At 65.4% G+C, this 17,633-nt stretch carries 11 protein-coding genes; 1 reads left to right on the forward strand and 10 read right to left on the reverse strand.

Features of this window, described 5'->3' with window-relative positions:
* Window positions 1-113: 113 nt before the first annotated feature.
* Window positions 114-1,955 carry a phosphogluconate dehydratase gene (gene edd / locus ACSYDV_RS19820; protein WP_438325684.1) on the reverse strand — a complete coding sequence of 614 codons (1,842 nt, stop codon included), beginning with the start codon at window positions 1,953-1,955 and terminating at the stop codon, window positions 114-116.
* A gap of 96 nt (window positions 1,956-2,051) precedes the next feature.
* A complete protein-coding gene (zwf, locus tag ACSYDV_RS19825; protein WP_438325685.1) occupies window positions 2,052-3,515 on the reverse strand; it encodes a glucose-6-phosphate dehydrogenase in 1,464 nt (487 codons plus the stop codon).
* Between the two features lie 126 nt (window positions 3,516-3,641).
* Here zwf and glpD point away from each other — a divergent pair, with 126 nt between their 5' ends.
* Entirely contained in the window at window positions 3,642-5,144 is a 1,503-nt protein-coding gene (glpD, locus tag ACSYDV_RS19830) for a glycerol-3-phosphate dehydrogenase (protein ID WP_438325686.1), read from the forward strand.
* 16 nt (window positions 5,145-5,160) lie between these two features.
* On the opposite strand, the gene ACSYDV_RS19835 is transcribed toward glpD, so the two are convergent.
* The 8 genes from ACSYDV_RS19835 to ACSYDV_RS19870 all read right to left on the reverse strand — a co-directional run bounded on the left by ACSYDV_RS19835 (window position 5,161) and on the right by ACSYDV_RS19870 (window position 17,621).
* Window positions 5,161-5,823 (reverse strand): MOSC domain-containing protein, encoded by a 663-nt coding sequence (locus ACSYDV_RS19835; RefSeq protein WP_438325687.1) that lies wholly within the window; start codon window positions 5,821-5,823, stop codon window positions 5,161-5,163.
* Window positions 5,824-5,909: 86 nt separating this feature from the next.
* Window positions 5,910-8,438: a beta-glucosidase gene (locus tag ACSYDV_RS19840; RefSeq protein ID WP_438325689.1), complete on the reverse strand. Its 2,529-nt coding sequence runs from the start codon at window positions 8,436-8,438 to the stop codon at window positions 5,910-5,912.
* Window positions 8,438-8,776, reverse strand: a complete 339-nt coding sequence (locus ACSYDV_RS19845; protein WP_438325690.1) for a hypothetical protein — start codon at window positions 8,774-8,776, stop codon at window positions 8,438-8,440. The genes ACSYDV_RS19840 and ACSYDV_RS19845 overlap by 1 nt, the downstream gene beginning before the upstream one ends.
* On the reverse strand, window positions 8,773-10,449 hold the full coding sequence (locus tag ACSYDV_RS19850) for an AMP-binding protein (protein ID WP_438325691.1): 1,677 nt from the start codon (window positions 10,447-10,449) through the stop codon (window positions 8,773-8,775). The genes ACSYDV_RS19845 and ACSYDV_RS19850 overlap by 4 nt, the downstream gene beginning before the upstream one ends.
* Window positions 10,446-12,044, reverse strand: coding sequence for a tannase/feruloyl esterase family alpha/beta hydrolase (locus ACSYDV_RS19855; protein WP_438325692.1), 1,599 nt, complete (start codon window positions 12,042-12,044; stop codon window positions 10,446-10,448). The genes ACSYDV_RS19850 and ACSYDV_RS19855 overlap by 4 nt, the downstream gene beginning before the upstream one ends.
* Window positions 12,041-12,895, reverse strand: coding sequence for an alpha/beta hydrolase (locus ACSYDV_RS19860; protein ID WP_438325693.1), 855 nt, complete (start codon window positions 12,893-12,895; stop codon window positions 12,041-12,043). Before ACSYDV_RS19860 ends, ACSYDV_RS19855 begins: the two co-directional genes overlap by 4 nt.
* A gap of 14 nt (window positions 12,896-12,909) precedes the next feature.
* Window positions 12,910-14,373: a carboxylesterase/lipase family protein gene (locus tag ACSYDV_RS19865; protein ID WP_438325694.1), complete on the reverse strand. Its 1,464-nt coding sequence runs from the start codon at window positions 14,371-14,373 to the stop codon at window positions 12,910-12,912.
* Window positions 14,370-17,621, reverse strand: a complete 3,252-nt coding sequence (locus ACSYDV_RS19870) for a family 78 glycoside hydrolase catalytic domain (protein ID WP_438325696.1) — start codon at window positions 17,619-17,621, stop codon at window positions 14,370-14,372. The genes ACSYDV_RS19865 and ACSYDV_RS19870 overlap by 4 nt, the downstream gene beginning before the upstream one ends.
* Window positions 17,622-17,633 lie beyond the last annotated feature (12 nt).

Consider the following 17,633-nt stretch of genomic DNA (forward strand, 5'->3'; position numbering starts at 1 on the left):
TCAAATCCTTCGTCGCCCCCGCGAAGACGGGGGCCGTTATCTATATTACGCAAAGTTGCCGGCCGCCGCGTGCAGAGTCACGTGCCCCTGCACCCCTTCGCGGGGGCGACGGGCTAGATCACTTGCTCCATCGCCGCGAGCATCGCCGAACCGCCCTTTTCGGCCTCGTCGGCGTGATGACGGAAGAGCGCGAACAATTCGCGGCCCACGCCAAGCGCGGGAGGCGGCGCGACCGCAGGACTCCGCGCGGCCCATATGGCGGGATCGACCAGCGCCAGCACCTCGCCCTTGCGCGCGCAGACGCGCACGATGTCGCCGTCGGCAAGGAAGGCGAGCGGGCCGCTAACCCCGTCGGCACCGGGCAGCGCCTCCGGCGACAAATGGATCACCGCGGGCACCTTGCCGCTGGCGCCCGACATGCGGCCGTCGGTGAGCAAAGCGACGCGAAAACCCTTGTCCTGCAGGACGCCCAATGCCGGGGTGAGCTTGTGAAGTTCGGGCATGCCGTTGGCGCGCGGGCCCTGGAAGCGGACGACAACGATCACATCGCGTTCGAGTTCGCCCGCCTTGAAAGCGGTCAGCACCGCATCCTGATTGTCGAAGATGCGCGCGGGAGCCTCGATCGTCCAGCGATCCTCGGCGACCGCGCTGGTCTTGATGATCGCGCGGCCAAGATTGCCCGCGAGGAGCCGCATCCCGCCATCGGGCGAGAAAGGCGCGGTCACGGGACGCAGCATTGCGTCGTCGCGGCTGGTCGCGGGCGCCGCCTGCCACTGCAGTTCGTCGTCGACGAGTGCCGGCTCCGACACATAATCCGCCATCGTGCCGCCGACGGTGAGTATATCGCCGTGGAGCAAACCCGCTCCGAGCAGTTCCTTGACGACATAGCCGATCCCGCCCGCGGCATGGAAATGGTTCACGTCGCCCGCGCCATTCGGATAGACGCGCGCGAGCAAGGGCACCGCGTGGCTGAGTTCGTCGAAATCCTGCCAGTCGATGATGATCCCCGCCGCGCGCGCAATCGCGGGCAGATGGATCGCATGGTTGGTCGAGCCGCCAGTGGCGAGCAGGCCGATCGCGGCGTTGACGATCGCCTTTTCATCGACGCAGCGCGCCAGCGGGCGGTAATCGTCGCCGTCCCAGCCGATCGCCGCGAGCCGGTGGGTCGCGGCGCGGGTCAGGGACTGACGGAGTTTGGTGCCCGGATTGACGAAGGCGCTGCCGGGGATGTGCAGCCCCATCAGTTCCATCATCATCTGGTTGCTGTTCGCGGTGCCGTAAAAGGTGCAGGTGCCCGCGCCATGATAGCTCGCCGCCTCGGCCTCGAGCAGTTCGTCGCGGCTCGCCTTGCCCTCGGCATAAAGCTGACGGACGCGCTGTTTTTCCTTGTTGGCGAGCCCCGAGGGCATCGGCCCCGCCGGGATTAATATTTGCGGCAGATGGCCGAAACGCAGCGCGCCGATGAGCAGGCCGGGGACGATCTTGTCGCAAATGCCGAGAAGCGCGACGCTTTCGAACATCGCATGGCTGAGTGCGATCGCGGTGCCCTGCGCAATATTGTCGCGGCTGAACAGCGACAGGTCCATCCCTGCCTGCCCCTGCGTCACGCCGTCGCACATCGCGGGCACGCCGCCCGCGACCTGCGCCGTCGCGCCGACTTCACGCGCGAAGATTTTGATCTGTTCGGGGTAGCGGCCATAGGGCTGATGCGCCGACAGCATGTCGTTGTAAGCGGTAACGATCCCGATATTCATCGCCGCGCCGGTGCGGATCGCGGGCTTGTCCTCGCCCGACGCGGCGAAGGCGTGCGCGAGATTGCCGCACGACAGATTGCCGCGATTGGTCCCCGCCTCGCGCTGGCGATCCATCAGGTCGAGATAGGCGGCGCGGCGCGGCGCGCTGCGCGCGACGATGCGTTCGGTGACGGCGGCGATTGTGGGGTGGAGGTTGGTCATATTACTTCCTCGTCGCCCCCGCGAAGGCGGGGGCCGCTATCGGCGTAGCGCAAGGTCGCCAGCGGCCCCTGCCTTCGCAGGGGCGACGTGCTTTCCTCAATCATGCCAGCTCGCTCCGTCGCGTTCGATCAGCGCGATCGCGCTCGAGGGTCCCCAGCTTCCCGCCGTGTAATTTTGCGGCGCCATGTCGACCGCTGCCCAAGCGTCGCGGATCGAATCGATCCATTGCCACTGTGCCTCGACCTCGTCGCGGCGCACGAACAAAGTCTGGTCGCCCTCGATGAAATCGAGCAGCAGGCGTTCATAGGCGATACGGCGGCGTTCCCCGGCAAAGCTGTGCGACAGCGAGACGTCCATCGTCACTTCGCGCAGCTTCACCCCGTCGCGGTCGAGCCCGGGTTGCTTCGACATCACCTTGACCCGGATATTCTCCTCGGGCTGCAGGTTGATGATCATCATATTGGCATTGAGCTGCCCGCCACCGACGCCGGCAAAAATATTGTGCGGCACCGGCTTGAACTGGATCAGCACTTCGGATTTGCGCTCGGGCATTCTTTTGCCGGTGCGCAGGTAAAAGGGCACGCCCTTCCAGCGCCAATTGTCGATATAGGCCTTTAGCGCGACGAAGGTTTCGGTGTTCGACGGCTGCCCAAGCTCATCGGCATAGCCCGCGACCGGGGCGCCATTGACCGCGCCGCTGCCATACTGGCCTTTGACGCTATGCGCCTTCACATCCGCCGCGGTCATCTTGCGCAGACTGCGGAGAAGCTTGACCTTTTCGTCACGCACCGCGGTCGATGTGACGCTGGCGGGGGGTTCCATCGCGATGATCGCGAGCAGCTGGAGCATATGGTTTTGCACCATATCCTTGAGCGCCCCGACGCCGTCATAATAGGACACGCGCCCTTCAAGCCCGACGGTTTCGGCGACAGTGATCTGCACATGATCGATCGCCTGCGCGTTCCAGAGCGGTTCGAACAGCATGTTGGCAAAGCGCAGCGCGAGCAGATTCTGCACCGTTTCCTTGCCGAGATAATGATCGATGCGGAACACCCGGTCCTCGGCAAAGGCGCTGCCGACCTGCGCATTGACCTCACGCGAGGAGGCAAGGTCATGGCCGATCGGCTTTTCCATCGCGATGCGGCAGTCGGCGCAAGCGATGCCGGCGGCGGCGAGGCCCTGTGCGATCGGACCGAACATCGACGGCGGGGTCGAAAGATAGACGCCGACGGGCCGCGCACGGCGATCGCCGAGCAGCGCGGCGAGATCGTCAAAGCCGGTGCCCGCACCCGCATCGACCGGGCAATAGTCGATCCGTTCGGCGAAGGTCGAAATCGCGGCTTCATCGAGCCGGTCCTCGGGCAGATGCTCGGTCAGCGCGGCGCGGACCTGATCGTGAAAGGCCGCGCGGTCCATTTGCGAACGCCCCGACCCGATGATGGTGAGCGCGTCGGCGAGCAATCCGTCGAGATGCAGATTGTACAAGGAGGGAAAGAGCATGCGCTGCGCAAGGTCGCCCGTTGCGCCGAACAAAACCAGAGTTTCGACTTTCACGCTCACAAAAATCCCCTTGCTATCCCGATGAAGAAGTGGCGGATGCGCCGCGCGATTGCAACGCGCATACGTAGGCCGCATACGATGTCTCTCCTTGGCAAAAGCGTCGCACTTGGCCTAGGAACCGGGTCAATGAACGACGCCCCGCAACCCTATGATGTCATTGTCGTCGGCGGCGGGGTGAACGGCGCCGGGGTCGCGCGCGATGCCGCGGGGCGCGGGGCGCGCGTTCTTCTGCTCGAAGCCGGAGACCTCGCGCAGGGCACCTCGTCGGCATCGACCAAGCTGATCCACGGCGGGCTGCGCTATCTCGAGCATTATGAATTCGGCCTCGTGCGCGAGGCATTGAAGGAACGCGAAATCCTGTGGGGCATCGCCCCGCACATCATCTGGCCGCTGCGCTTCGTGCTGCCCTATCGCACCGGATTGCGCCCGCGCTGGCTGCTGCGGCTCGGCCTGTTTCTTTACGACCATATCGGCGGGCGCAGAAAATTGCCCGCCACCCGATCGATCGACCTCAAACGCCATGTTGCGGGGGCGCCGTTGCAGCCGCAATATGTGCGCGGCTTTGAATATTCGGACGGCTGGGTCGATGATGCGCGGCTGGTGGTCCTCAACGCCCGCGATGCTGCACGGCATGGCGCGAAAATCCGCACGCGCACCCGCGCCGACATGCTGCGCTGCGAAGACGGACTGTGGGTGATCGATGCGGCGGACGATCGCGGCCACAGCTATCGCTTCACCAGCCATAGCGTCGTCAATGCGGCGGGACCTGCTGTGCTCGAGCTGCTCAAGCGGGCCGATGCCGAGCCCGACCACCAGATGCGGCTGGTGCGCGGGTCGCATATCGTCGTGCGGCGGATATTCGAGCATGACCATGCCTATTTCTTCCAGCTTCCCGACGGGCGCATCTTTTTCGCCATCCCCTATGAACGCGACTTCACGCTGATCGGCACGACCGATCAGGACCATGACGGCCCCGCGAGCGAGGCACGCGCAAGCGCCGAGGAAATCGCCTATTTGTGCGAGGGCGCGAGCGAATATTTCCGCGAACCCGTCACCCCCGCCGATGTCGTCTGGACCTATTCAGGGGTCCGGCCGCTGATCGAGGACGGGTCGGGGCGGCCCGAGGCGGCGACGCGCGGTTATCGCATCGATCTCGACATGGACGAGGGCGCGCCCCTGCTCACCATCTATGGTGGCAAGATCACCAGTTACCGCCATGTCGCCGAGGCTGCGGTCGATATACTCGCCGGGCATGTGCCCGCATTGTCGGGAAAGGTCTGGACTGGCAGGGCGCCGCTCCCCGGCGGCGACTTCCCGACGAACGGGGCGGCGTCGCTGAAGGCGGAATATAAGCTCGCACATCCCTTTCTGGCGGCCGCGACGGTCGACCGGATCGTCAAAGCCTATGGCACCGATGCCCGCCAATGGCTGGGCGATGCCGACGGCTGGGGCGCGCTGGGCGGCGAAATCGGCCATGGCCTCTCCGTCGCCGAAGCCAACTGGCTCGTCGAACAGGAATGGGCGCGGACGACCGACGACATATTGTGGCGGCGAAGCAAGCTGGGACTGCACTTCACCGCTGAAGATGTGGCCCGGCTCGCGGCATGGCTGGAGACGCGGCCGGGTTAGGCTGCCGCGATACGGCCTAGGCTACGCCAAATTGCTCGGCCAGCCTGGCGCGGCGCACTTTCCAGGTTTCGGCCAGAACCGGCACCCGTTCCAGTGCGCGAAGATCGTCGTGGCGGCTTTTCGCCTCACCGCCGATCAGGAGCGCAAATAATGAGGACAGCGGCCATTCGGGATAGGGCCGATCGACGAGGGTGAGCGCGTCGCCCGCCTGCACCTGCCCCGGTTCGAGGACGCGGTAGTACCAGCCCGAGCGCCGCGTCGTGACGACGCGCGCCATCACGCCCTTCGCCTGAAAGCGGTGGTCGAGCTTCCAGCACGGCTGGCGTGCCTGACTGACCTCGACCAGTGCCGTACCGAGGCGGAAGCGGTCGCCGAGGAACACGCTGTCTTCGTCGAGATCCGAGGTCGAGATATTCTCGCCAAACGCGCCGGGTCCGCCGAGCAATGGCACCTCGCCAAGCTCGCCGCGCCAATAGGGATAGTGATCGGCCGGATAATGATGGATCGCCTTGTCGATCCCGCCATGATGAACGCGGTCGGCCTGTTCGTCGCCCGCGAGCCCGAGCGCGTCGATCGCGACGGCCCCGGCAACGGGCAACTTGCCGATCGCGCTCGGTTCGTCGTCACCGCGAAAAGCGCGGACCTTTCCGGTCAGGACTGCAAGGATTTCGGTCTTCATGGCGATCACGGCATAAGGTGCGTGGGCGCCTGTGTCGCGCCATTTTCGCCATCGGCCATTTTTGGACCGCCCGCACCCACCCTTCGTCAATCAGCTATGACGTCGATCTCGCGCTGTTGACGAATGTCCGCCGACGACGATCCGGCCATGATGCGGTAGCGGCCCGGCACGACGCGCCACTGACCGCGTTCGGCATCATATTGCGAAAAGGCCCGGGGATCGAGCGTGACCGTCACCGTCCGCCGCGCGCCGGGCGCGAGGTCGAGCTTGGCAAAGCCGCGCAACGCGATCGGCGGGTCGCCCGCCGCGGGTGCGAGGGGCGCAACATAGAGTTGCACCACTTCCTTGCCCGCGCGCTTGCCGTCGTTGCGGAGCGTGAGCTTTACCGAAAGCGCTTCGCCGCCCTTGGTGCGCGCCGGTGCCGAAAGCGCCGAATAGGCGAAGCTGGTATAGCTGAGCCCATGGCCGAAAGCGAAGAGCGGTTTCACATCGCGGGCGACATAGCTGCGATAACCGACCAGCAATCCTTCCGAATAGGGCGTCTTGGCGCCCTTGAGGTTGATGTTGTCGTCCTCGGTCCGCGCGGGAAAGGTCACGGGCAGCTTGCCCGACGGATTGACCTTGCCGGTCAGCACATTCGCGAGCGCCGCAGCGCCCCCCTCGCCCGGCAACCACATGTCGACGATCGCGGGCGCCTTGTCGGCCCAGGGCATCGTCATCGCCGCACCGGCGTTAACGATGATTGCGGTTTTCGGGTTGGCGGCGATGACCGCCTCGACCAGCCTGTTCTGATCGCCCGGCATGTCGAGCGAAGCCCGGTCATAGCCCTCGCCCTCGGTCGTCGAGGATGAGCCCACGAACACCACCGCAGCGTCGGCACCGCGCGCCGCCGCAACGGCTTCGTCGAACGACGGCAGCGGCTCGCGAATGCCGAAGCTCAGATATTCGTAGGGCGTCTGCCCGTTCACATAGTCGACACGGATCGGGTAGCCCCGCCCCGCTTCGAGTGCGACCGCCACGGTACGGCGGGGGATGGGAAAGCCGAGAACGTCGCGGTTATCGGGCTTCGATCCGCTTTCCTTCGACAGCACGACCTTGCCGTCGAGGGTAATCGTCGCATTGCCCGTGCCGCGGGTGCTGAATTCATAGGTGCCGCTTTTCTCGGGCCAGAACTGTCCTTCCCAACGGAAGGCGGCATAGCCCGTGACCTGCGGCCCGGCGATATTCCCGCTGATCCGCTTTAAAAAGCTCGTCGCGGTTTCGCGTTTCACGGGCTCGCCGCTCATGTCGGCGTTGGCGTAATAGGTGGCCGCGAGGCCCGTGACGCTGCGGTCTGGGCCGGGGCTGAACAGTTTCGGATTGGCGGCCGGCGGCGTTTCCTCATTGTCGACGCCGCGGGCATGGACAATCTGCACGCCGGGCAGCGCCGCCCTGATCGCGGCAAGCGGCGTACTCGTTTCGAAGGGCACCACGGCCGAACTGCCGCCCCCTTGAATGCGCACGACATCGGCATTGGGGCCGATGACGGCAAGCGACCTGATCGATGCCGGGAGCGGCAACACGCCGTTGTTTCTGAGCAGCACAATCGCTTCCTCGGCGGCGCTCTGCGCAAGCGCTGCATTGCGCGGCGTCTGTTCGGCGATCGGGCGCGCAGCGCCGCGTTCGATCGCGCCGCTACGCACGATCAGCCGCACCATGCGGCGGGCATTATCGTCGATCTGTGCGGTCGTGACCTTGCCCTCGTCGACGGCTTTCCTGAGCTTCGGCCCGAAATGATTGGGCGGCCCCGGCATTTCGAGGTCCATACCGGCGTTGACGGTTGTGGCGGTCGAATGGACCGCGCCCCAGTCGGACACGACAAAGCCTTTATAGCCCCACTGGGTCTTGAGCAGGTCGGTCAGCAGCCAGCGGTTCTCGGCCGCGTGCGTCCCGTTGATCTTGTTGTACGACGCCATCACCGACCAGGGATCGCCCTGTTTGATCACCGTCTCGAACGCCGGGAGATAGATTTCGTGCAGCGTGCGCGGATCGACGACCGAGTCGACGATGAAGCGGTTGGTTTCCTGATTGTTCGCGGCAAAATGCTTGAGCGACACGCCAATGCCCGCGCCCTGCGCACCTTTCACATAACCAAGCCCGATCTGCCCCGCGAGATACGGGTCTTCGGAATAGGTTTCGAAATTGCGGCCCCAGCGCGGGGTGCGGACGATGTTGACCGTCGGCGCGAGCAGCACGTCGGCGCCGTGCGCGAGGGTTTCCTTGCCGATCGCCGCGCCGACCTTTGCGGTCAGGTCGGGGTTCCACGTCGCGGCCATCGCAACGCCGACGGGAAAGACCGTCGCAGGCTTGCCGTCGGGCGAGCGCACGCCGGTCGGTCCGTCGGTCATGCGGATCGAGGGGATGCCGAGCCGTTCGATCGGGTTCAGCGTCATCGAGCTTTCGCCCGCAAGCAGCAGGATTTTTTCGTCGAGCGTCAACCGCCCCATCAGGTCATCGACGCGCGCTTCGAGCGGCGCCGATTTGTCCTTGTAGATCATCTCCTGCGCCTGTGCGCCGGACAGCGCCACTGTCGAAGACAGCAAAGTCGCCGCCAGATAGGCTGTCCGGCTTTTCATCACTTGATCTCCGCCAGATCCTTGGCCGTGGCGGCCAGCATCTCGTCGGTGATCTTGCCGTTCGAATAGGGCTGAAGCTGCGTCAGACTGATCGCCTTGAACATTTCATATTCGGGAAGCGCGATCATGCCGGGGAAATGCTTTTCAATCACCGCCTTGCCCTTTTCGTCGGCGACGATGTCCTGCAGCGGGGTGTCGAGATTATACTTGGCATCGCTCGCGGGCACGGCATCGGCGGCCGGAGCCGGCGCTGCGGGAGTGGGCGTCGGCGCGGCAGCATCCTGGGCAAAAGCGGGAGCGGCGGCCATCAGCGCCGCAACAAATATGGCAGTTTTCATTTCACATCTTCCTTTTCGAGATCTGCGACCATCGCTTCTCTAATAAGATATTTCTGAACCTTCCCCGTCACCGTGGTGGGGAATTCATCGACGATACGCACGTAGCGCGGGACTTTATAGTGGGCGATCTGGCCGCGGCAGAATGAGCGTATCGCTTCGGCATCGACGCTGGCATCGGGCTTTAACCGCACCCACGCGCACAGTTCCTCGCCCATGCGCTCGTCGGGGATGCCGACCACCGCGACATCCTCGACCGCGGGGTGGCGATAGAGATAATCCTCGACCTCGCGCGGGTAGATATTCTCGCCGCCGCGGATCACCATATCCTTGAGGCGGCCGACGATATTGCCGTAGCCCCCGGCATCGATCGTTGCGAGGTCGCCCGAATGCATCCAGCCGTCCTCGTCGATTGATTCCGCCGTACGCTGGGGCTCGTCCCAATAGCCGATCATCACCGAATAGCCGCGTGTGCACAGCTCGCCGGGTTCGCCCGATGCGACGATATGGCCGCCCTCATCGACAATCTTGCATTCGAGATGCGGCTGGACGCGACCGATCGAGCCGACACGGCGTTCGAAGGGGTCGTCGGGCGCGGTCTGGAAACTGACCGGGCTGGTTTCGGTCATGCCATAAGCGATCGTCACGTCGCGCATGTTGAGCCGCTCGACCACCTGACGCATCAGCGGCTCGGGGCAGATCGCGCCCGCCATGCAGCCGGTACGCAGCGACGATACATCGAAATCGTCGAAGCGCGGATGCGCCAGCACCGCGATGAACATCGTCGGGACGCCATAGAGCGCCGTGCAGCGTTCGGCCTCGACCGCGCGCAGCACGGCTTCGGGGTCGAAACCTTCGGACGGATAGACCATCGCCGCGCCATGTGTGATCGCAGCAAGATTGCCCATCACCATGCCGAAGCAATGATAGAGGGGCACGGGGATGCAGATACGGTCGCCCTCGGTCAGTCCCTGCGTCCGCCCGACGAAATAGCCGTTGTTGAGAATGTTGCGGTGGCTGAGTGTCGCGCCCTTCGGCAAGCCGGTGGTGCCGCTGGTGAACTGGACGTTGATCGCGTCGTTCGGGTCGAGCGTCGGGCCGATATCGGCGAGACGCTGGCGGTCGGCGTCGGTTGCGCGTCCGGCGGTGTCGTCGAACCGCAGCCAGCCGGCACGCGCATCCGCACCGATCAGGATCAGCGAGCGTAGCGTCGGCAGGCGTTTGGCACGAAGATCGCCCGGCGCACTGGCAGCGATTTCGGGCGCGAGTTCCTCGATCATCGCGGGATAATCGCTGGTCTTGAAGCTGGTCGCGGCGACGAGCGCCGAAAGCCCGACCTTGTTGACCGTATATTCGACCTCGGACAGGCGATAGGCGGGGTTGATCGTGACAAGGATCAGCCCCGCGCGCGCCGCGGCGAACTGGGTCAGCGTCCATTCGACGCAGTTGGGCGCCCAGATGCCGATCCGGTCGCCCGGGGTCAGTCCGAGCGCGAGCAGCCCGGCCGCGAAGGCATCGGATCGTTCGAGCAGTTCGGCAAAATTCCAGCGGATGCCCTGTCCGACCGAAACCAGCGCGTCGCGTTCACCCCAGCGATCGGCAGCGAGCGCGAGCGCGTCGCCGATGCTATGTTCGATCAGCGGCGGTTCGGTCGCGCCCTTGACGTGGCTCGTCATTTTCCGGGCGCCTCGCACGCGAAGCTCGCAGCCTCGTCGGTCGAGCCCTTGCCGTCCCACTTTGCGACCTTGGGGAAGGCACAGAGCGGACGCGTCCGTCCGGCCTTGGCGGGCAAGCCGATATAGGCGAACAGATCATTATCATATTTGGTCGCGATGATACGTTCGGGCGCAGGCCCGCCCTGCCGCCAGCCATCGAGCGCCGCCAGCGGATCGAAGTTGTTCGGGCCGGGTCCCGCAAGGCAATGTGACATGCCGGGCACCATGAACAGGCGCACCGAGGTCGATGCCGCCTTCGGGTTCGCCGCGACCAGACGCTCGTAATAATCGAGCGTGTTCTGCGCCGGGATCCCGGCGTCATTCCAGCCGTGATAGAGGATCAGCTTGCCACCGCGCTTGTAGAAGGCGCCAAGATCGGTGCGGTCGGCATCGAGGTCGCCGCCAACGCGCTGCTTCGCCAGCGCATAGTCGCGCTCGAGGTTGAAGTCCGCGAGCTGCCAGTCGGGGTTGGCATGCACGAAATTGCGGAAGAATTGCGTGCCGAACTTCACATGCTGCGAACCGCTGCCGGTCAGCCACTGCGACCAGGTGCCCGCCTCCGCCTCGGCGCCCGGCGCGAAACCGGGATAGAAGTTTTTGCCGTCAGCGGTCTTTGCGCCTTCGTAAAACAGCTTAGCGGTCGCCACTTCGCTGGGCGTCAGGCAGTCGGCGCCTTCACCGCTCTTGCACGCGAGCTTGGCGGGGTCGAAATGACAGGCGCGCGGATCGTCGATCACGCCGTCCTTGACGCCGTCGAGCGCGTCACATGCCCCAAGCGACGCCGACTGGAGCAGCTTGAGCTTCGCCATCGACAAATCGCCGCCGGGTTTGTTCGCAGCGATGGCATTGTTGGCAAAGGCGCTGGCCATGCGCGTCCACGGCATGGCGGGGGCGCCCGCGATGATCGCGTCATAATCGGCGGGATAGCGCTGCGCGAGGGTCAGCGCCTGCCGCCCGCCATCCGAACAGCCGTGGAAATAGCTCGCGGCGAGCGGATTTTCATAAAAGGCGGCGATCACCTGCTTGGCGGTCTCGGCGCCGACATGATTGGCGCGCCAGCCATAGTCGCGAATCTTTTCGGGTGCGTTCAGCGCCCAGCTTGCGTCGACGTCGCTTTCGCCGACATGCCCCATGTCGGTGCCGACCGCAGCATATCCCTTTTGCACAGCGCCGCGCATCAACAGCGACGGCAGCAGCATGTTCGCGCCGAAGCCGCCATTGCCCGCGCCGAGCAGCTTGCCGTTCCAGCCCGCGCGTTCGGGCAGCCACACCTCGACCTTGATCGACGATCCCGGCACCGGCGACAGCGTCGCCTGAACGCGGCAGAAGGCGGCGGGCGCGGGAAGGCCGGGCTTGCCCGCTTCGAGGTTGACCATCGCACCGCCCGCGAGCGACGTCGCAGCGTCGATCTTGCCGTCTTTCAGCGCCATGCCGGTCAAGGCTTCGCAGCTGCCGGCTTTTTGCGCGACCGGGGTGGGCGCCGGTGCGGGCTCATTCGCCGTGCAGGCGGCAAGCAGCGAGGTTCCGGCGCACAGGAGGAGCGATGCGGTCCTCATTTGCCGACCAGTCCCTGACCGCGCATCCAGTCCGCCATCGCACCGGTCCAGGCGTCGCTCGCTTTGCCGCTCTTTTTCATGCCGAAACCATGGCCTCCATTTTCATAGGTGACGATCGTGCTGCTTGCCCCGCCAGTCTTCCACGCCGCGGCAAGGCGGACGCTGTCGGCATAGGCAAGCTTGTCGTCCATCGCCGCAGCGACGAACAGCGGCGGCGCCTTTTCCGGCACGGCAATCGTATCGGGCAGCAGGCCCGGATAAATGGCAATCGCGAAGTCGGGGCGGCTTTTCGGCTTGTTCGCTGCCAGCGTCCACACCGTCACCACACCGCCCGCCGAAAAGCCCATCAGGCCGACGCGATTGGGGTTGATGCCATAGCGGCGGGCATTTTTCCGTACCCACGCAACCGCTTGCTCGCCATCGGCGGTCGCGAGCGGGCGCAGCGGTTCGACCGCAGTGCGCAAGCTGCCGAGATTGCTCATATAGCGCATCATCTGCAGCGGAAAGTCTGCGCCGGTTTCGAGGAGGCGATATTTGAGGACGAAGGCCGTCACGCCGAGGCCGTTCAGCCATTTGGCGACAGCCTCGCCCTCATTCTCGATCGACAGCATATGAAAGGCGCCGCCAGGCGCGACGATCACCGCAGTGCCGTTCGCCTTGCCCTGTTCGGGCGCATAAGCGGTCAGCGTCGCATCGGACACATTGCGCACGATCGTCCCGAAAGCCCCGGTCTCGCGCACTTCCTTCGACGTCGCGGGCACGGGGTCCGACGACAGGCGGATCGCCTCCCACGCACAGGCGGGAACCGCGACGATGGCGAGCGCGCCGGCGACGAGGGTTACAAGACGCATCGACATATCCTTCATTATTTTTCGGCGCGCGCAGCGGCGATCGCGGTCAGCGCGGGGGTGCCGGCGGCCGCCATCGCGGTCACGGCGATGCCGATCGACAGCAGTTGCGGCGCGGCGGGATCAAGCCGCGACCACAGCGGCAGCCCACCACCGTTCGGATCGCCGGCTTTCGCGAAATTGGTCCAGTAATCGCCGATCAGCTTCGCCGCGGCGCGATCGGCGGCGGCCGCATCAGGTGCGAGGTTGCCGAACTGGAAAGCGACGTCCGAGGCGTGAACCGCGCCGACGTCGGGCTTGCGCTGGGCTTCGGCGACATAGCCGAAACGATAGAGGAAGGTCGGTGCCCCCGCGCCGGCCTGCGACAGGCCGAACGCCAGCGCGGGTTCGGCGAAGATCACATCGCCGCCCATCCGCCGGTTCGCTTCATCCTCGCTGGCATAGGCCGCTTTCACGGTTGCGGCGGCGGCACCCAGCCCCTTTTCGACCGGACCGTTGATCATGGCGCGGAAGGGCGCGGGGATGAAGCCGAGTTCATCGTCGTTGCTGCCGATGATATAGGGGACGCGCGCCTGCTGACCCGCCGCGAAAATCGCGTCGGCGCCCGCCGGAACGATCGTTCCATCGGTGATCGGCCCCGAATAGCGATCCTCCTCCTTGCTCATCAGGGCGATGGTGCCCAGCACCTTGTCGGCGGGGAGGGCGCGCAGCGCTGCGGCATCGGCGGCATTGGCACGGGTGCCGAACGCCTGCCCCTTCGCCTGTGCATCGGCAAGCGTCGGCCAGTCATCGCGGCCGCCGCCCGACGCGACGATGGCGCGGGCGAACAGCCCCTTCGTCAGCGGCGAAGCCATCAGGCGCGACACCGATTCGCCGCCCGCACTTTCACCGAAGATGGTGACCTTCGCCGGATCGCCGCCAAAGGCCCCGATATTGCGCTGCAACCATTTGAGCGCCGCGATCTGATCCATCAGGCCCCAGTTGCCGTCCTTCCCCAGCGCGGGATGCGCGAAGAAGCCGAAGCGGCCAAGCCGGTAATTGAAGCTGACGATCACGACATCGCGCTTTGCGAGCAGGGTGCCATCGGTTTCGGGCAGCGTGCCCGATCCGCCGACAAAGCCGCCGCCGTGGATCCAGACCATCACCGGCAGCTTCGCGCCTTTCGCGGGCTTCGGCGTCCAGACGTTGAGGGTCAGGCAGTCCTCGCTCATCGGCCGCGATCCGGCCTGGATGCCGGGCAGCGGGTTCTGCATGCAGTCGGGGCCGTAAGCGGTCGCATCCCGCGGTGCGGTCCATGGTGCCACCGGCGCCGGAGCGCTCCAGCGCCCCGCGCCGACCGGAGGTGCGGCAAAGGGGATGCCCTTGAACGACGAGATCCCGTCAGCGGTCGCGCCCGTCACGGCGCCGCTGTCGGTCGCCACCTGCTGTGCGGCCACGGGCGCCGCCGTCATGGCAGCCAAAAGGAATATGGTGCGGATCATGGTACGCCTCCGGTGTTGAAGATGAAGCGCCCCGGTCCGGTGCGATAGACGGTATAGCCCGCCTCCGTCCGCATGACTTTTGCACCCGATGGCGCGGCAATCCCGCCGAAGCGCGTCGGCACCCAGATTTCGCCGGTGGTGTTCGGCGGCACCTCGGCGGTGAGCGTCAACTTGCTGCGTGCGCCGACCTGCCAGCCCGAAAAGGCACGGCCGTGGACGGTGTCCATCGCCGCCTCGGCGCTCGCGAGACCAGCGGGGATCGCGGGCTTGACCTGCACGACCTTATACCCGGGCGCACCGGGACGCAGGCCCGCAAGCCGCTGGCGCATCCAGTCGGAGATCGAGGCGAAATAATGATGGTCGCGCGAACGGCTGTTCAGGCTCCACGTCTCGAACATCGTCTTGTGGCCGTTGGCGATCCACCAGCCCCAGCTCGGCTCGTCGGTGCGCGTCGCGACGCGATAGGCGAGGTCGGCGTAGCCATAGTCGCTCAGGATTTCGAGCAGGTAGCGCGCACCATAGACGCCGGTACGCAGTCCCTGTTGCTCGACATCATTTGCGATGGCCCTCGCCACATCCTTCTCGCGGCCTTCCGGCACCATCCCGAACGCCAGCGGCAGGATATTCTGCACCTGCGTCGGCCGGCCGACCGCGCCCTTGCTGTCGATGGTACGATACCAGCCCATCGCGCCGTTCCAGTAGCGCGCATTATAGGCGGCACGGATATCAGCAGCGAGCTTCGCGTAGCGCGCCGCATCGTCGCCCTTGCCGATGATCGCCGATGATTTCGCCAGCAGGTCGGCCTGGTGAAAGAAATAGGCCGTCGTCACCGCGTCGATGCCGCCGCCGCGCGCATTGCTATAGTCCATCCCGCCCGCCGACGCCCATTCGGACAGGCCGGCCGAACGGTAATAATCGGGCGCCTTGATGAAGGTCGCGGTATAATCGACCAGCCGCCGCTGCATGTCGTGGTTATCGGCAAGGACGCGCGTGTCGCCATAGGTCGCGTAAAGTTCCCACGGCAGGATCATCGCGGCGGCATCCCACGGTGTCGTCGGACCCCAGATCACATTCCAGCCGGGGGTATTTTCATAGCCATAGAAAGGCGTCGTCGGCGCGATTTCGGGTACCTCGCCCTTGTCCGACTGAGCATCGCGGAAATCGGCGAGCCATTTGGCCCAGACGCGCGCAACGTCGAGACTGCGCGCGGCGGCACCCGCCGAAGCCTGTGCATCACCGCTCCAGCCGTTCTTCTCGTAAGTCGGCGTGTCGGTGACGAAACCGTGCAGATTGTTGAGGATCGTCGCAATCCCCGCCTCGTCGATCTGATTGAGCAACGGGTTCGCGCTCGTGAAGGTGCCGGTACGCGCGACGGCGGAATGAACGATGCGCGCGGTAAGGGTTTCCTCGCCCGGTGTGCCGGGAAAGCCCTGAACCTCGACATAGCGGAAACCGCGATAGCCGAAACGCGGCTCCCACTGCTCATCACCCTTACCCGCCAGCGTGTAGCGATCGGTTTGCAGCTGCGCGTCGATCAACCCCGCGGCGGGCGCGACGCGGCCGTCATCGGTAACGCGCTCGCTCGCGACCATCGACACGGTGGTACCGGCTGGGCCGCGAAGCTTCAGCACCGGCCAGCCGGCAATGATCCGGCCGAAGTCATAGACAAAAACGCCCGGTGCAATCTCTTTCATCGCGACAGGCGCGATATCTTCGACCGGCTCGATCGCTTCGGAATTGGCGGCCGACAATTGTCCGGCCGGCCCGGCGACCACCGGAGCGATCTGCCACCTGCGATCGCGAAAGCCCGCGCGATCCCAGCCCGCGGGCACCAGCCGCGCGTCATAGCGCTCGCCCCGATGCACCGAATCGCCCAGCGTCGGCCCCGAAACGGTACGCCAGCGGCCATCGGTGGCGATCGTCTCGCGCGTCCCGTCGGTATAGGTGACTTCAAGCTGCGCCTTCAGCGCCGGCTCGCCATGCCAAGGGGCGGCGTGGAAATACCATTCATTGGGGTCGGTCAGCCCGTACCAGCCGCGCCCCAATTCGGCGCCGATCACATTTTCGCCGCGGCGCAGCAGGCCAGTCACATCCTGCGCATAGGTGAGAACACGCTTGTCATAGGCTGTGTAGCCCGCCCCCAGCGACGAGCCGACGATAGTGCCGTTGACGAGAAGCCGGGGCATGCCCGCACCCGCATAATAGAGACGGGCGCTGGCAACCGGCTTGCCAAGGCGAAAGGCGCGGCGCACGAGCGGGGCCGGTGCTTCGATGGGCAGAACCATATCGACGCCCGGAACCCCGCTCGCGATGATCAGCCCGTCCTTCGACACATTGCCGCCGGTGAAGGGATTGTCGCCACCCGCAAAATCATAGGCGACAGCGGGGCTGCCGCTGCCCGAGACGTGGACCGAATGAACCGTTGCCGCCGCAGCTTCCTTGCCCGCAAAACCGATCGTGCCGTGCGTGTGTGCATCATTGTCGACCGTCGCGACGACCGCCCCGTCGATGCGCGTGACGATCCGGCCGCCCTCTGCACGAATGGACAATTTGATGCGGCGTCCCTTGATCGGCGCCGACAGCTTGACCTGTCCCAGCCGCTCCATCTTGATCGCCGAACTGGTGCCGCCGGGATAGCGACGAACCGTCTGGATCAGTTCGGGTCCATTTTTGTCGTCGGCCAGCGTCCAGACATAGGCATCGCCGTAAGTCTTGCCGTTCGGGAGCGCGCGGAACAAGATTTCCACGCTTTTTCCGGTCAATGTCAGTTCGGCATCAAGCGTCAGATCGCTCCAGTCATGGTCGCGCCGCTCCGGCCCCGAAATCCACTGCGCCTGCCAGTCGGCATCGGCGAGCAGCCCGGTTTCCCACCATGCGGGAGCGCTCCATCCGGTCGCATTGCCCGCAGCATCCCATACCTGCACCTGCCACCAGTAACGCTGGCGGGACTGCAGCGAAGGCCCTGCATATTCGACCTGGACATTGTTCGGGGATTCAACCCGCCCACTGTCCCATATCAGATCGCCGTCCGCCAGCGCCTCACGCGATCGCGCGACGCGGACCCGATAGGCCCGCTGCGCCGCCACGGGCGAATGCCAGGCCAGCCTGGGACGCGCGTCGTCCAGACCGAGCGGCTCGGTGGCATATTCCACCTTGAGCGCCCCCGGTCCGGCGGTGTCCGTCGGCTGCCCGGCGGCCGGAGCCGCAAGCAGCGCCATCATGGGCAACAGGATATGCGCAAACTTCATCGGGCCGCCGTC

The organism is Sphingopyxis selenitireducens, from assembly GCF_051550705.1.
Taxonomy (GTDB): domain Bacteria; phylum Pseudomonadota; class Alphaproteobacteria; order Sphingomonadales; family Sphingomonadaceae; genus Sphingopyxis.

Coding starts and splice junctions, on each gene's coding strand:
- ACSYDV_RS19870 (WP_438325696.1), bottom strand. CDS start 17,621: ATGAAGTTTGCGCATATCCTGTTGCCCATGATGGCGCTGCTTGCGGCT.
- glpD (WP_438325686.1), top strand. CDS start 3,642: ATGAACGACGCCCCGCAACCCTATGATGTCATTGTCGTCGGCGGCGGG.
- ACSYDV_RS19850 (WP_438325691.1), bottom strand. CDS start 10,449: ATGACGAGCCACGTCAAGGGCGCGACCGAACCGCCGCTGATCGAACAT.
- ACSYDV_RS19845 (WP_438325690.1), bottom strand. CDS start 8,776: ATGAAAACTGCCATATTTGTTGCGGCGCTGATGGCCGCCGCTCCCGCT.
- ACSYDV_RS19835 (WP_438325687.1), bottom strand. CDS start 5,823: ATGAAGACCGAAATCCTTGCAGTCCTGACCGGAAAGGTCCGCGCTTTT.
- ACSYDV_RS19855 (WP_438325692.1), bottom strand. CDS start 12,044: ATGAGGACCGCATCGCTCCTCCTGTGCGCCGGAACCTCGCTGCTTGCC.
- ACSYDV_RS19865 (WP_438325694.1), bottom strand. CDS start 14,373: ATGATCCGCACCATATTCCTTTTGGCTGCCATGACGGCGGCGCCCGTG.
- ACSYDV_RS19840 (WP_438325689.1), bottom strand. CDS start 8,438: ATGAAAAGCCGGACAGCCTATCTGGCGGCGACTTTGCTGTCTTCGACA.
- ACSYDV_RS19860 (WP_438325693.1), bottom strand. CDS start 12,895: ATGCGTCTTGTAACCCTCGTCGCCGGCGCGCTCGCCATCGTCGCGGTT.
- edd (WP_438325684.1), bottom strand. CDS start 1,955: ATGACCAACCTCCACCCCACAATCGCCGCCGTCACCGAACGCATCGTC.